Genomic DNA, 14,644 nt, shown 5'->3' with positions numbered 1-14,644 from the left:
GCGAGAAGGAGGCTGCGGTGCCGACACAAGCACGCGCGTTCTGGATCCGCGAACCCGGCCGGGGCGACTTCGACGACATCTTGGTGGACATCGGCCAGGCCACCGAGGAGCTACACGGCGCGCTTGCGGCCGGCGGGCTAGGGGACTCCGCGAGCCGGCCAGCCCGGATCGGAGTGACGCCGCGCGAGTCACGCATCGCCTCGGCGGGCTACGAGCGGTCGTTGTGACAGAGGTGCACGTCGTAGTCCCGGATGGGATCGACGACCCGCGGCGGCCGAGCGGTGGCAACGTCTACGACCGCAGGGTCTGTGGCGGGCTCGTGGCACTCGGCTGGTCAGTCCACGAGCACGCCGTGGCCGGTCAGTGGCCCCTGCCTGACGCGGCGGCCCGCTTGGCCGTGGGTGCGGCGCTGGCCCGGGTCCCGGACGGTGGAGCGGTGTTGGTCGATGGCCTGCTGGCGTCCGTGGTCCCGGAGGTACTGGAGCCGGAGGCCGACCGCCTGCGGATCGTCGTACTCCTGCACATGCCGCGGGCCGACGCGCGCGAGGTCGCCGCGCTGTCGGCGGCATCCGCGATCGTGGCCACAAGCGACTGGACCCGGCGCTGGCTGCTCGACAACTACGCGCTGCCCGAGGATCGCGTGTACGTCGTGCCGCCGGGCGTCGACGTGGCCGACCTGGCATCGGTTTCGCTGTGCGGTGGGCGGCTGCTCTGTGTCGGAGCCATCACCCCGGCCAAGGGCCACGACCTCCTGCTCGAGGCGCTGGCCACGGTGGACGATCCGGCTTGGCGGTGCGTCTTCGTCGGCTCACTGAACCTCGATGTGGAGTTCGTCGACGGATTGCGCCGGCAGGCCGAGGACCGGGGCCTGGGCGACCGGGTGTGCTTCACCGGCCCGCTCACGGGTGCCGAACTCGAGCGCGCCTACGCAGAGGCGGACGCCTTGGTGCTGGCCTCCCAGGCCGAGACCTACGGCATGGTCGTCACCGAGGCGCTCGCCCGCGGGCTGCCGGTCGTGGCCACGAAGGTCGGCGGCGTGCCGGAGGCTCTCGGCCACGCCGCCGACGGCAGCCGACCGGGCCTGCTGGTCGCGCCGGGCGACTCACAGACTCTCGCGCAGGCGCTGCGTCGGTGGCTGGGTGACCCCCGAGAGCGCGCGCGGCTGCGCGTGGCGGCCCGATCTCGGCGACTGACGCTGTCCGACTGGGTGCAGACCTCACGCGAGTTGTCGGCCGTGCTGTCGGAAGTCGCTTGGTGACCGGATGAACCAGCGGCAGGTGACAACCGTGTCACTGGTACGAGGCCCCAACTACGAGATCGGAACCGCCATCAGCCGAAGCATCTGGACCTGGGCGCGCGTGGCGGGCGGCGCCGCGATCCTCGCCTTCCTCGCTTGGCGGGTGGGCGCCGGCCCGTTGGTGGATGGGCTCCGACTGACAACCGGATGGGCGCTCGCCGCCGCCCTCGCAATCACGTCGCTGACCACGTTGTGCTGTGCATGGCGATGGAGGCTCGTCGCCGGCGGGCTCGGCGTCGAGATGCCGCTGAGGACCGCGGTGGCTGCGTACTACCGGTCCCAGTTCCTCAACGCCACGCTGCCCGGCGGGGTGATGGGCGACGTACACCGCGCCGTGCGCCACGGGCGCGAGGTCGGCGACCTGGGCCGGAGCCTGCGGGCCGTCGCGTGGGAGCGGGCGTCGGGATTTGCGGTACAGATCGTGCTGACGGTGGGCGTGGTGTTCCTGCTGTCCTGGCCTGCCGGCTCGGTTGTTCCCTCGGTCGCCGTGACGGTCGTGGTTGTCGCCGGTGTGGCGCTGATCGCCGTACCCCTATGCCTGAACCGACGTCGCCTCTCCTCGCGGATCGGACGCGCCTTCACCAGCGACCTCCGCGACGCGGTCCTCGCGCCGCGGGTCTGGCCGGGCATCCTGCTCGCCTCCACCGTCGCCGTGCTCGGCCACGCCGCCGTGTTCCTGATCGCAGTGCGAGCGACCGGGGCGGACGTGTCGCTGGCTCGGCTGTTGCCTCTGGCACTGGTCGTGCTGACGGCCTCGGCGGTGCCGACGAACATCGCAGGCTGGGGCCCGCGCGAGGGCGCGGCCGCGTGGGCGTTCGGCTCGGTCGGGCTGGGCGCGGCGCTGGGCGTCACCGTCGCGGTGGTGTACGGCGTGCTCGCGCTGGTCGCAACGCTGCCTGGAGCCGTCGTACTGGTGGTTGCGCGTCGGCGCGCCCGGGACAGTGCGCGCGGCCCGACCGAGGCGCAGCCGGAGCGAGCCGGGAGTGCCGTAGATGCCTGATAGCCCCTACACACTGCCTGATGCCCCTGAACTCAGAGAGTCCAGGGGCATCGCGGTGGATCTGTCAGGCGTCAGCCGGGAAAGGTACGCCGGTGTTGCTGTGGCAGCGGTAGCCGTTGGGGTTCTTGTACAGGTACTGCTGGTGGTAGCCCTCGGCGTAGTAGAACGTCGTAGCCGGGGCGATCTCGGTGGTGATGTCGCCGTAGCCGAGGGGCTTGATGACCGGGGCGTAGAGGTCCCGGGTGCGTTCGGCCTCGGCGCGCTGGGCGTCGGTGGTGTAGTAGACGGCCGAGCGGTACTGGGAGCCTAGGTCGTTGCCCTGCCGCATGCCCTGCGTCGGGTCGTGGGTCTCCCAGAAGACCTTCAGCAGGTCGGTGAAGGTGGTCTTGGTCGGGTCGTACACGACCCGGACGGCCTCAGTCTGGCCGGTGCGGCCGCTGCAGACTTCCTCGTACGTCGGGTTGGGCGTGTAACCGCCCGCATAGCCGACGGCCGTGGTGTACACGCCGGGCTGCTGCCAGAAGATCTCCTCGGTCCCCCAGAAACACCCGGTGCCGAACCAGACCTCCTCGAACCCCTCGGGTGCGGCGGCGGTCTGCGGCGTACCGAGCACGATGTTCTCGGCCGGGACCGCGAAGCCGGGGGTGGGCCGGCCGGGCAGTGCGGCCTCGGGCTCGACCAGGGCTGTGTTGCGCTTGAAGAACGACATCTCACGCCTCTCGCAGTGTGACTCTCATAGTCTCCCAACGCTGTGAGTGAGGCGAACCTTCCCCCGGCCGATTACGGCGGACTTACGCGATCATCGCCGCAGTCCGGCGTACTGGCGAACCCGTTGTGAGGGACGCGTACGACGCAGCCAGCCGGCGGACTCCGTCACGCAGCGCGTCCGTGGGCAACGTGTAGGGCAACCGGATGAACGACTCCAGCCCACCATTCGGTGAGAAGCGCGACCCCGCCACCAGCAGTACGCCGTTTCGTTGCGCAACCCCGACCAGACTCGACCCGACCGGCTCCGGCAGCTCGCACCACAGCGACAGACCGCCACCCGGCAGCCGGAACCGCCACGACGGCAACTCCGCCGATACGGCCTCCGCCAGCGCATCCCGCTGGCGGGCGAGCGTCACCCGCCGCTCAGGCAGGAGTGCTGCCCGCTGCCGCAACAGCCGGGCGACGACCAACTGCTCCAGCACCGGCGCCCCGAGGTCGAGCGAAGCGCGCGCGTCGAGGACCTGGGCGACCAGCGCCTCCGGCACCCGCATCCATCCGATCCGCAGCCCGCCCCAGAACAGCTTGCTGGCCGAGCCGACCGTGATCACGCCTTCCGGGTGGTACGACGCGAACGGCGGCGGCATCTCCTGACCGTCCAGCGACAGCCCGAACAGCGTCTCGTCGATGATCGCCGTCGTCCGGGTCCGCGCGAACGCGCTCGCCAGCCGCTGGCGGTCCGCCGCCGACATCAGCCAGCCGGTCGGATTCTGGAAGTCCACAACCATCCAGGCGGCCCGCGGCGCGGTCTGCCTGATCGTTGCCTCCAGCAAAGGAAGGTCCCAGCCGGTCGGCCCCATCGGCGCCGCCACCAACCGGCAGCCGCTGTGCCGGATCGCGTCGACCGAGTTCGGATGGGTCGGGCTCTCGGTCAGCACCCGGTCGCCGATCTGGGTCATCGCCCGGATCGCGATCGACGTCGCGGCCAGCGCGCCGGCGGTGATGATGATCTGGCTCGGCGAGGTCGGCAGCCCGCGTTCGGCGTAGACGGCCGCGACCTCCTCGCGCAGCTCCGGCAGGCCCTGCGGGTGGTACCCGGGGGTGGCGAGGTGAGCCGGGAGGTCGGGCGTCGCGGCGGCGACCGCGGCGCTGATCCCCGGGATCGCGGCAGGCGCCGCGGCGGTGAAGTCGTAGTGCGCGTCGGTGTCGAACGTGGGGGCGTGGTGCCGTCCGAGCTCAGGCTCGAGCCGGCCGGGGAGGGCCGTGACGCTGCCCGAGCCGCGGCGGCTGACCAGGTACCCGCCGTCGCGCAACTCCCGGTACGCCGAGGCGACCGTCGTACGACTGACGCCGAGCGCCTCGGTCAGCTCGCGCTCGCTCGGCAGCCGCGAACTCGGCATGATCCGGCCGTCCGCGATCAGCAGCCGCAGCCGCTCGGCGAGGACCCGGTACGCCGGACCCGTCCCGTCGGCCCAGGCGCCGAGCAGGCCGGTGAGGGTGCTGGCGGGGAGATATTGCCCTTTCATGCAGTCCACTATTACGCAATTGGCTATCGATCACCAGGCCACCTGCCGCACAAACTGGACAGGTGACCGCCACTTCCGCTGCTCCGCCGCGTCAGCTCGCGCCCCTGAACCCACTCCAGCAGCTGAAAGCGGGCCACCTGCCGCGCCGCCTGGTGCAGTTGTACGTCGGCCTGATCCTGTACGGCGCCTCGATGGGCCTGATGATCCAGGGCAACCTCGGCCTGGACCCGTGGGACGTCTTCCACTCCGGCATCACCAAGCACGTGCCGTTGAGCTTCGGCACCATCGTGATCGCGGTCAGCTTCGTCGTACTGCTGGCGTGGATCCCGCTGCGGCAGTGGCCCGGGCTCGGCACGATCAGCAACGCGATCGTGATCGGTCTGGTGACGGACCTGACGCTGGCCACAGTCGACCGTCCGGACGCGCTCTGGCTGCGGATCGTCTTCATGGTGGCCGGCGTCGTGGTCAACGCGCTGGCCGGTGCGCTCTACATCGGCGCCCAGTTCGGCCCGGGTCCGCGGGACGGGCTGATGACCGGCCTGGTACGGCGTACCGGTTTCAGCGTCCGCCTGGTCCGCACCACGCTCGAACTCGCCGTCCTCGCGACCGGCTTCCTGCTCGGCGGCTCGGTCGGAGTGGGCACCGTCGTCTACGCCCTGTCGATCGGCCCCTTGGTCCACTTCCTCCTCCCGATCTTCACCGTCCGCCTCAGGGAGGTGGACTAGCCGTCTCCCGGCGTACGGGCATCTCGGGTTTGTCGGTGGTCGGAGTTAGCGTTCGTGGGGTGAGTCGTCTCGGCGCGTTCCGGTTCTCGGCGCCGCTGTGGCAGTACCCAGGCGAGGGGAGTTGGTACTTCGTCACCGTCCCGGAGGAGATCAGTGACGACATCGCCGACCTGACCGCGGGTACGCGCAAAGGGTTCGGCTCGGTGCGTGTCACCGCCACCGTCGGCGGTACGACGTGGCAGACCTCGGTCTTTCCCAGCAAGTCCGGCAGCTACTTCCTGCCGGTCAAGAAACCGGTGCGCATCGCCGAGCACCTGACCGAGGGGTCACCGGTCGACACGCTGCTGGAGCTGGCCGATCTCTAGCCCCGGCGGAGAGTTCACTCGCTGTTCAGCCGGAGCGTCGGGGTGTTCGGGGTGGCTGCGGGGTGAGGTTGTCCTTGCCGGCCTTGACCAAGACCAGAACGGCCACGAACGCCGCGGCGATCAGCCCGAACCCGATCCAGAACGCGACGTGATAGCCGTGGATCGCGGCGAGCGGATTGAATCCCGACGGTGAGACGTGATGGACCACGACATAGGACGCGACCGCACTCGCATAGAAGGTGTTCAACAGCGCGGTGCCCAGGGACCCGCCGATCTGCTGGGTCGAGTTGAGCACCGCGCTGGCGACTCCCGCGTCGTCGTCATTCACCCCGGTGAGCGCAAGGCTCGAGAGCGGCACCATCACCAGCGCGAGGCCCACGCTCATGAGTAACTCTCCGGGCAGAACTCTGGTGACCCAACTGCTGGTGTCAGAGATGAACGTGAAGGTACCCAGACCGATCGCGCCCAGAGCGAGCCCGATCAGCATCAGTGGCTTGGGTCCGGTGCGCGGTAGCAGTGCCGAGACCACGACCGAGGTGACGATGATGCCGACGCTGAACGGCAGGAACGCGATACCCGACTTGAGCGCGCTGTAGGCCAGGTTGTACTGGAAGTAGTAACTCAGGAACAGGAACATCGCGAACAGCCCGGCGAAGACCAGGAGCGAGGCGAGATACGAGCCGCCGCGATTGCGATCGAGCACCACCCGCATCGGCAACAGTGGGCTCGCCGTACGCAACTCGACGAGCACGAACGCGACCAGCAAGATGACGGCGCCCACGAGATAGCTGATGACCTCGACCGAGAGCCAGCCCACACCGGTCTTGGCCGCCTGGGTGAATCCGTACACGAGGGTGACCAACCCGGCGGTGCCGAGGACCGCGCCCGGGACGTCATACGAGCTCCCGCCGCCGGACTTGCTCTCGGTGACCAGGATCGTGCCGGCGATGAAGGCCACAATCGCGATCGGCACATTGATCAGCAGGCACCAGCGCCACGACGCGTACTCGGTCAGCGCGCCGCCCAGGATCAAGCCGATCGCCGCGCCACCTCCTGAGATGGCGCCGTAGACCGCGAACGCCCGAGCCCGCTCCTTCACCGCGGTGAAGGTCACCGTGATCAGTGACAAGGCAGCGGGCGCGAGCAGCGCCGCGAACGCGCCCTGGAGGGCCCGGGCGCCGAAGAGCGTCGCGCCGTTCTGGGCCGCACCGCCGAGCGCCGACGCCGCAGCGAACCCGAGTAGCCCGACCAGGAAGCCCCGCTTACGGCCGGTGTAGTCGGCGATCCGTCCGCCCAGCAGCAGCAGGCCCCCGAACGCGACGGTGTAGGCGGTGACGACCCACTGCCGATCAGCGTCGGAGATCCCCAGGTCACGTTGCGCCGAGGGCAGCGCAATGGTCACGACGGTGCCGTCGAGCACCACCATGAGCTGAGCGATCGCTATCACCGCCAGGGCCCACCATCGGCGGCTGGGTAGTACTTCGACCGTCTCCCGGAACGACTCGAGTCGGGTGTCGTCGTCCTCGCGCTTGCCTTGGGCGGCCCGCTCAGCGTCTGAAGCCATGATCGACCGTTCCATTCCGGCAGGATTGTCTCGGTGGTTCCGCGGTACACGGTCGCCTTCACCGAGGTGAGCCGTCCTCACCGGATGAAGGTGATTCCCCGCCACAGGTCATGGCTCTACTCGGGCCGGTGCGGTCTCGGGGTGAGCTGGCGGACCTCGACCAGGTCGAGGCCGAGCGCCTCGATCTCCGCCAGGACGCCGTACAGCGCCGACCGGTCCAGCAGCCCGGTGAGCACGGTGTCGGCGCCGTGCCGCCGCGACGCCAGCGCCGGGAACGCAGACTGGACGGTGGCGCCGAGGTGGCCGCGGATCCGGATCGCGTACGGCGCCGGCGTGGGGTCCATGAAGCTCATGTTCAGGGGCGGCCAGGTGACCGCGCATCACTGGTATGAGGTGACCCGGGCTATCTCGTGCGGCCGGCCGCCAGCAACCGCAGTTCCCGCGCGCGCCGCACGGCCGAGGAGCGGTCGCGGACCTGGAGCTTGGCGTAGATGCTGCGCAGGTGGGTGCCGACGGTGTTCGGCGAGACGGACAGTTCGCCGGCGATCTCGGGCCGGGACAGGTTCGTCGGGAGATAACGCAGCACCTTGAGCTCGCCCGGGCTGAGTTCCTCTAGCGGTGGCAATGAGGACTCCTCCTCCGTGGCCGCCGGGGGAGGGCTGTGCAGAACATCGAGGATGTCGGCGAGCAGCGCGGCGTGCGCTGTCTCATGCCGCGGCAGCGCCTCGAGCAGTTCCCGGGAGCCTGTGATCGCGAACGGGAGGACCAACCGGTCAGACTCCGCCAGGGCCAGCGCCTGTTCAGCCGCCCGGCTGGCCGCGCGCTGGTCACCGAGCTCACGATGGGCGAGTCCGGCCAGCAGGTGAGCCTCAATGACCGTGACGTCCCCGAGGACGCCGGCCGTGCCGTCCAGAACATCGGCCACCGCGGCCAGAGCCGCGGCCGGGTCGCCTTCGGCGAGGCAGATCACCGCGAAGGCGTTACGGATCTCACCGGAGCTTGCCCGCTGGTCATCGAGCGCCGCGAGCAAGGCGCGGGCCTCACCGGTCATCCCGAGGCGGGCCTGGGTAGCCAGCAGCCACCGGGTGGTCCGGGTCGCCAGCGCCCGCGATTCCGCAAGCTGCGATCCCAGGTATTCGGCCGCGCCGAACTCCTCGAGCGCTTCCTGCTGGCGGCCGCGGCCGGCGTGCAGTAACCCAGCCGTCTGGTGCAGCAGGAGCGTGATGTCCGGGCCGGTGTCTGTTTGCAGGGCCTGTCTGGTTCCTTGCAGCCATCGTTCGCCCTCGTCGAACTCGCCCGTCCAGATCAGGGTGGCGGCGAGCATGATCAGCGCGGGCGCGATCACCGGTTCCGCGCCCCAGCCGTGTCGCTCCGCGAGCGCGATCGCCTCACGACAGCGCCGCTGGGTCGTGGCGAACGAGTGCAGGACCAGCGATGCGAACCCGAGTTGCGCCAGGCAGCCGACTTCGAGGTAGGGACGGCCGATCTCCCGGGCCAGCGCGGCGCCCTCCCGCAGGTGCCGTTCGGCGTCCGGGGCGTCTGGCAGCCCGAGCGTCCACGCCTCGGCGGTGCCCAGATTCATCAGCGCCATCGCGCGCAGATCGCTGCCGAGCGCGATGTCCCCGTGGGACTGCCCGGTGACCGGGGAGGCCAGGAATCTGGCCTGCTCGATGACGCCGGCAAGCTGCCCGCGGCGCCTGGCCAGCGACAGCGTCAGCGACGCGACCGCCACCCGGAGGCGCCGCCGGCGATCCGGCGGCGTCGCCTGGACGTGCGCCTCGGCGACCGCGAGATGGGCGGCCGCCTGGTCCAGACGTCCCTGCGCGAGGTCACCCATCGCGCGTACCAGGGCGAGCTCGGGGTGATCCGCGCCCTTGGGGAAGGCCCGCACCAGCGCCTGCATGGTCTGCGCTCGCCCGTCGAGCGTCAGGCTGAACGCATGGTCGGCGAGCAGCCGGGCCGCATCAGACCAGTCGCCCGCCGCCTGGGTGTGCCGGATGGCCTCGACCACCTGGCCCTGCACGGTGAACCATCCGGCGGCGCGCCGGTGCAGCGCCGGAACTTCTTCGGGCAGCGACCCACGCAGCTCCAGCCGCAGGAGATCCGAGAACAGGCGGTGGTAACGGAACCACGTGCGCTCAGGGTCCAGCGAGACGACGAACGCGCTCGCATCCTCGAGTTCCAGCAGAGTCCGTTCCGAGCCAGGGCGGCCGGTCAGCAGGTCTGCGAGCTCGCCATTGACGCGATCGAGCAGGGAGGTACGCACGAGCAGATCTCGGATGTCGGGTGGCTGGCGCTCGAGCATCTCGGCGATCAGGTACTCGGCGACCGTGCGGTCGCTGCCGGAGAACTCCGCGACGAACCGCTCCGGATCGGGGTGGCCGGCCAGGGAGAGCGCGGCAAGCCGCAGGCCCGCGGCCCACCCCTCGGTCCGCTGATGTAGCAGCGCCGCCCCGGCCGCCGACAGCGCGATGCCCGAGGCATCGAGAAGCTCGCGGGTTTCGCGTTCGGAAAAGCGCAGGTCGGCCGCACGGATCTCCGCCAGCTCGCCGGCTAGGCGCAGCTGATGCAGGCGCAGCCGCACATCGTGACGCATGGTCAGGATCGCGCGCACCCGCGGGGGAAGGTTCGTCAGCAGTCCGGTGAGCTGAGAGAGGGCCTCCTGCGAATTCAGCTCGTGAAGATCATCAATGACCAACGTGACGCCGCCGTGAGCGTCGGCGAGCTCCGACAGCACCCGGTCGACCATCGCCGGTGCATTGAAGTCAGGTGTCGCTGCTCGCGGTTCCACGCGGCCGGCAGTGGCGGAACCGTGACCGATCGCGTCGAGCATGGCCAGCCAGAACTGCTGGGCGTCGTGCTGGTCGCGTTGGACCTGCACGAGGGCGAGCCGGAACTGCTGCCCCGGCCGGCCCGCCCACTCGCGCAGCAGGCACGTCTTCCCGCTACCGGCCGGAGCCGAGATGATCGTCACCTTCCGCGCCGCCGCGCGATCCAGGGCAGTGACAAGATCACCACGATCGATCAGCCGAGGTGTTGCTGGAGCCACCGTCAAAGGTCCGCCCTACTATCCACGCCGGACACTGCGGCGCCATTCACCTGGTCCTGGCGCCTTCCCCTCTCGGTATCAGCCGGGTGAACGCGCTGTCAAACGGCGCGGCAGAGCACCTGGTCAGGCGGCGTTGAGGTAATCGACCAGTTCGCCGAGCTCGGAGGCCCAGCCCTCGGTGTTGCTGCTGAAGGCCTTGCGGTAGTCCTCGTCGGGGAGCTGGGCGAAGCCGGACTCGACGACGGTGAGGCGGGTGCCGATGTCGACGGGTTCGAGCGTGAACTCGACGTACGTCCGGCGCGGGTCCTCGGCGGGGAGGCCGTAGATGTGCCAGGTGAAGCCGAAGATGGTCGGCTCGTCGACCCGCTCGATCCGCAGCTCGGCCTTGTCGCCGCTGGTCCAGGTCATCTGCCCGGTCCCGCCCGGCCGCAGGTCGATCGTCGCCTGATGCCCGAACCAGGTGCCGAGCCCTTCCGCGGTGGTGAGCGCCGCCCACACCTTCTTCGGCGGGTGAGCAAGCTCAACCGTCCGTTCGATTCGATCGGGAAACCCCATGACAACCTCCAGCAAATAGCAACCATCTAGTTGCAACTCAACCTATTGCAACCCTTAGGTTGCGTCAAGATCTTCAGTTCGAGATTGCCGGAAGGGCGGGTGGAAAGGCGAACGCCGCCGGGGCTGCCGGCGGCGTTCGGGTGCTTCGGGGTGGTTCGGGTTACTGGGTGAATTCGATGCCCTTTGGGCCGGTCGTTGGGCCGCCGGTGTGCTGAGCTTCGCCTTGGTCCTGCTGGCCCTGCGCGTTCGCTGCCTGCGCGGCGGCCCGGGCCGGGATCTGACCGGCGGAGGGCTGCCCGGTGTTGACGAACTGAGCGAGGTTGCCATCCCGGTCGGCACCGGCGCGGTGCTGCCCCGGGGCCTGCTGGTTGCTCGACGTCTGCAGGGACGAGGCGGCCTGAACCAACTGCTGGGCGGCGGCCGCACGCGCCTCGGGGGTCTGCGCACTGACCAGAGCGTGAGCGTGGGCGCTCAGGGCCTGAATGTCCTTGCCGTCCACGTTGGCCTGGTTCAACGCCGGGTTCTTGAACGCGGCGAAGGCGGCACGCGCGGCGTTGGCGCGGTTGGACGCGTTGGACCGCCGATCCTGCAACCAGCGGGACATCCGGTCGGCAGTGTTGCGACCGGCCTGGACAGCGTTACGGCCGGCGGTCTGCGCACCGCCGACAGCGTTGCGGCCCAGGTTCTGTGCACCTTCGACGGTGTTGCGACCGGTTTGGACGGCGTTGCGGCCCAGGTTCTGGGCGCCCTCGACGGCGGCGCGGCCCTGAGCGGTGATCGCCCGGCCGGCAGCGTCCAGGCGCTCGTTCACGACCTGGGTGGCGAGGTCCGCCCGGACCTGCACCCGCTGCCCGAAGTCGGCCACCCGGTCGACGGTGTTGTCACGGATCTCGCCGGCCCGGGTGGCGGTGTCCCGGCCGAACTGAGCGGTCTGAGACGCCAGGGACCTGGCACCCTCGCTCAGCCGTTGATACGTCTGGACGGCCACCTGCTCGACGCGGACGGCTGCGTTGATGATCGGGGCGAGTGCTCGTTGGAGGGCGATCGCACGCCGGAGGGCGATCTGATCGCGCTCCGAGAGGTCCGCGCCCCACTGGACGAATTGTTCCCGGTTACCCGGCTCCCACATCCCTGGGCCTTGGTACGGCGTGGTCATATTCGAGCTCCTAGTCGATGTAGACCGCGTAGTTGACACAAACCGAGCTGGTCAGCGGGTCCCTGGTGGGCTTGTCGCTGAAGAGGTGGATCTGGGCGCCCGGGCGAACCCAGACGGCGAGGTGCCGCCGGTCCGCGCCCGCACCCCGCGCCCACTCGTCGAGGAACGTCGGGCTGCTTTCGTCACCCACGTAGTCGGGATCGCCGAAGTGCTTCCGGGCGAGCTCGAGGTGGTCCGGCCAGGCCTTGTCCAGTCCGGCCTCCGCGGCCGGGATGTCGTCCGGCTCGATCTCGTACGCGATCCAGCCGCTGTTGCGGCAGTCGGAGAAGGCGAGCCCGTCGAACACGATGATGGTGCTGCCGCGCCGCGTGGTGAATCCCCACGACGCCACCAGCGGGTCGATCTCTTCGCCGGCCGCCAGCGGCCATGGCTGCCAGTCGGTGGCGGTCGTGACCCGCTGCACGAGTGCGCGGACCACTGCCTGGCCGGACGCGTCGCTGTCCGGGCCGGCCACCCTGGTCCAGTCCGCCACGTCGGCGAGGTCGGCCATCGCCAGGTCGTCCTCGTCGAGCGGCCTGTCCTGCGTCTTCATCCGGGCTTGTTCCTTCCGTCTGTGTCAGGCCTTCCGGCCGCAACCGTAGGCCGCGGTCAGGGTCACATCATCGGGCCAATGGTTGCGGTCAGGTCACGGGATCCGAGGGTCAGCGGTTGATCGAATCGCCCTGCCGCTCGATGGTCTGACCTGACTTGTGCAGTCCCTTCTCGGCCGCGGCGGCGGTGTCCCGGGCGCCCGCGGGGTTCGAGGGTTCGGCCGGCGGCCTGCCGGCAAAGGCAGCGTGGACCTCTTGCATGTCTCGGACCGACAGGTTTCCTGAGTTCCTGGCCGCGCCGCCTGCAGCGGTCTGTTGCCCGTCGGGCCGTTGCCCCACGGCTTCGGCTGCCGCTGCCTGGGGTTGCCCGGGCGTCTGTCCGGCGGCCGCGTCCACCCAGTCCTGGGCGTTCTCCGGGTCGCCCTCCTGCCGGGCTGCCGGCCGCTGGCCTTCGACGACCTGGTGCACTCCCACATAGTGCTGGCCCTCAGCCATCTCCGGCCGCTGCAGAGCCCCGGCCTGCGATTGCACCACCTCAGGCTGCCGCTGTGCACCCTCGGCCCGCTCCGGCGCACCCTCGGCCCGCTCCGGCGCACCTTCGGGCTGTTGCTGTGCCGCACCGGTTTGCGCTTCCGCTGCCTCGGGTCGCTGTTGGGAGACCTCCGGCTGGAGTTGCTGGGCGACCTGGATCTGCTGCTCCAGCTGGGCTTGCTGTGCCTGGAGCTGGGCAACCTGATTCCGGAGGGCCTCGACCTCGGCTTCCAGCTGCTGGATCCGATCCCGCAGGACCGCCTCTTGCGGGGTCGGGACCTGCTGGGCCTGCTGCTGCCCGATCGGCGCGGTCTGCTGTGCTCCGGGCTGCTGTGCTCCGAGTTGCTCGTAGGCCTGCTGCTGGAACTCAGGCGCCAAGGTCGACGGGCCGCCGGTGATGACTCGCCGCATGCCCTGTTCCGCCAGGTACTGGAGTCTGGCTGCGGTCATTCGCTGGTCGCCGATGGTCTGCAGGACAGTCGGGTCCATGCGGTCGACCGCGTTCCGAGCCATTGCGTACCCGGCCTTGAGCTCCTTCGTGCCCCGACGGACATCGGCCCAGCGGGACGCGGCGTTGCGCACCATCTTGGCCGGATTCCACTGCAGGATCCGGTCAGGCCCTCCCGCGTCCGCCAGGTGCTGGCGCGCGGTGCCCTCGTAGCTCAGGCCGACGCTCCGGGCTGTGTCGTTGAAGTGACCGGCGATGTGCTGCGTCGCCATCTCGGCCAGGTGGGCCCTGGTCAGGCCGGCGCGGCGGCTGGCGCGGCCTACTGCCGCACGATCGGCTCGGCTCATCCTGCCGACGCCCGCGCGGGCGTTGGCAAAGGCGGCCTTGGCTGAATTCGTGCCCAGCTTTTGGGCTTTCCAGCGCGACTTGCGTTCCCGCTTCGCGGCCTTGGCGGCGCTGCGGCGTTCGCGAAAACCGGGACGGGCGGCGGGGGACTGGTCGCTCATCGGGTCTCCTAGTCGATGTACACGGCGTAGTTGACGCCGACGGCGTTCGTCAGGGGGTCCTTGGTGGGCTTGATGCTGTAGAGGTGGAGCTCGGCGCCCGGGCGCAGCCAGACCGCCAGGTGGCGGTGCCCGGCGGCGGCGCCGGGAGCCCAGTCGTCGGCGAAGCCGGGCTCGGAGTCGTCGCCGACGTAGTCCGGCTCGCCCCAGTGGCGGGTGGCCAGAGCGAGGTGGTCCGGCCAGTGCGCGTCCAGTCCGGCCTCTGCAGCGGCGATGTCGTCGGGGCCGATGTCGTACGCCGACCAGCCGCTGTCGGGGCAGTCGGCGAAGACCAAGCCGTCGAACACGATCAGGGTCGAGCCGCGCGGAGTGGTGAATCCCCAGGAGACCATCTCGTCGGCGATCACCTCACCCTGCCGTAGCGGCCACGGCTGCCAGGGTGTCTCTGCCATCACGCGGTGGACCAGCGCCCGCACGACCTCTGGACCGGAATCGTCGCCGTCGGGTCCGGCCAGCCTGGTCCAGTCCTGGATCTCGCCGAGGTCTGCCATCGCCAGGTCGTCCTGGTCGAGCGGCCTGTCCTGCGTCTTCATTCGGCGCTGTGTCCTTCCGTCCGCGGTCCGGGGGCAA

General features: G+C 70.0%; 15 protein-coding genes. 5 read left to right on the top strand and 10 right to left on the bottom strand.

The window, feature by feature from the left end; genetic code table 11:
* Positions 1 to 17: 17 nt before the first annotated feature.
* The 3 genes from ACXC9Q_RS14085 to ACXC9Q_RS14075 are packed head-to-tail and all read left to right on the top strand — an operon-like array spanning position 18 to position 2,297.
* Positions 18 to 227, top strand: a complete 210-nt coding sequence (locus tag ACXC9Q_RS14085) for a hypothetical protein (RefSeq protein WP_457056949.1) — start codon at positions 18 to 20, stop codon at positions 225 to 227.
* Complete coding sequence (locus ACXC9Q_RS14080) at positions 224 to 1,258, top strand: glycosyltransferase family 4 protein (protein ID WP_457056948.1); 1,035 nt, start codon at positions 224 to 226, stop codon at positions 1,256 to 1,258. Before ACXC9Q_RS14085 ends, ACXC9Q_RS14080 begins: the two co-directional genes overlap by 4 nt.
* 28 nt (positions 1,259 to 1,286) lie before the next feature.
* Positions 1,287 to 2,297: a lysylphosphatidylglycerol synthase transmembrane domain-containing protein gene (locus ACXC9Q_RS14075; protein ID WP_457056947.1), complete on the top strand. Its 1,011-nt coding sequence runs from the start codon at positions 1,287 to 1,289 to the stop codon at positions 2,295 to 2,297.
* A 64-nt stretch (positions 2,298 to 2,361) separates the two neighbouring features.
* Here ACXC9Q_RS14075 and msrA read toward each other — a convergent pair whose 3' ends face one another.
* Together msrA and yczR are read right to left on the bottom strand one after the other, a co-directional pair.
* Positions 2,362 to 3,006: a peptide-methionine (S)-S-oxide reductase MsrA gene (gene msrA, locus ACXC9Q_RS14070; protein WP_457056946.1), complete on the bottom strand. Its 645-nt coding sequence runs from the start codon at positions 3,004 to 3,006 to the stop codon at positions 2,362 to 2,364.
* Between the two features lie 82 nt (positions 3,007 to 3,088).
* Positions 3,089 to 4,528, bottom strand: a complete 1,440-nt coding sequence (gene yczR / locus ACXC9Q_RS14065) for a MocR-like transcription factor YczR (RefSeq protein WP_457056945.1) — start codon at positions 4,526 to 4,528, stop codon at positions 3,089 to 3,091.
* Positions 4,529 to 4,590: 62 nt separating this feature from the next.
* Here yczR and yczE point away from each other — a divergent pair, with 62 nt between their 5' ends.
* Positions 4,591 to 5,253 (top strand): membrane protein YczE, encoded by a 663-nt coding sequence (gene yczE, locus ACXC9Q_RS14060; protein ID WP_457056944.1) that lies wholly within the window; start codon positions 4,591 to 4,593, stop codon positions 5,251 to 5,253.
* 59 nt (positions 5,254 to 5,312) lie between these two features.
* Positions 5,313 to 5,618, top strand: a complete 306-nt coding sequence (locus tag ACXC9Q_RS14055) for a DUF1905 domain-containing protein (RefSeq protein ID WP_457056943.1) — start codon at positions 5,313 to 5,315, stop codon at positions 5,616 to 5,618.
* 25 nt (positions 5,619 to 5,643) lie between these two features.
* Here the strand turns inward: ACXC9Q_RS14055 and ACXC9Q_RS14050 are convergent, their stop codons facing one another.
* From ACXC9Q_RS14050 to ACXC9Q_RS14015, 8 genes are all read right to left on the bottom strand, one after another.
* Entirely contained in the window at positions 5,644 to 7,182 is a 1,539-nt protein-coding gene (locus ACXC9Q_RS14050) for an MFS transporter (RefSeq protein ID WP_457056942.1), read from the bottom strand.
* Positions 7,183 to 7,298: 116 nt separating this feature from the next.
* The gene (locus tag ACXC9Q_RS14045) at positions 7,299 to 7,526 is read right to left on the bottom strand and encodes a hypothetical protein (protein WP_457056941.1); all 228 of its coding nucleotides are present in this window, start codon (positions 7,524 to 7,526) and stop codon (positions 7,299 to 7,301) included.
* A gap of 59 nt (positions 7,527 to 7,585) precedes the next feature.
* Positions 7,586 to 10,156, bottom strand: coding sequence for a LuxR C-terminal-related transcriptional regulator (locus ACXC9Q_RS14040; RefSeq protein ID WP_457056940.1), 2,571 nt, complete (start codon positions 10,154 to 10,156; stop codon positions 7,586 to 7,588).
* A gap of 198 nt (positions 10,157 to 10,354) precedes the next feature.
* On the bottom strand, positions 10,355 to 10,786 hold the full coding sequence (locus tag ACXC9Q_RS14035; protein ID WP_457056939.1) for an SRPBCC domain-containing protein: 432 nt from the start codon (positions 10,784 to 10,786) through the stop codon (positions 10,355 to 10,357).
* 160 nt (positions 10,787 to 10,946) lie between these two features.
* Positions 10,947 to 11,942: a hypothetical protein gene (locus ACXC9Q_RS14030; protein WP_457056938.1), complete on the bottom strand. Its 996-nt coding sequence runs from the start codon at positions 11,940 to 11,942 to the stop codon at positions 10,947 to 10,949.
* Between the two features lie 10 nt (positions 11,943 to 11,952).
* Positions 11,953 to 12,534, bottom strand: a complete 582-nt coding sequence (locus tag ACXC9Q_RS14025) for a hypothetical protein (RefSeq protein ID WP_457056937.1) — start codon at positions 12,532 to 12,534, stop codon at positions 11,953 to 11,955.
* 109 nt (positions 12,535 to 12,643) lie between these two features.
* Complete coding sequence (locus ACXC9Q_RS14020) at positions 12,644 to 14,017, bottom strand: hypothetical protein (RefSeq protein ID WP_457056936.1); 1,374 nt, start codon at positions 14,015 to 14,017, stop codon at positions 12,644 to 12,646.
* A gap of 8 nt (positions 14,018 to 14,025) precedes the next feature.
* The gene (locus tag ACXC9Q_RS14015; protein WP_457056935.1) at positions 14,026 to 14,607 is read right to left on the bottom strand and encodes a hypothetical protein; all 582 of its coding nucleotides are present in this window, start codon (positions 14,605 to 14,607) and stop codon (positions 14,026 to 14,028) included.
* Positions 14,608 to 14,644 lie beyond the last annotated feature (37 nt).

The sequence above is a fragment of the Kribbella sp. CWNU-51 genome, from assembly GCF_054073265.1.
This window is presented reverse-complemented; position numbering and strand designations above follow the sequence as displayed.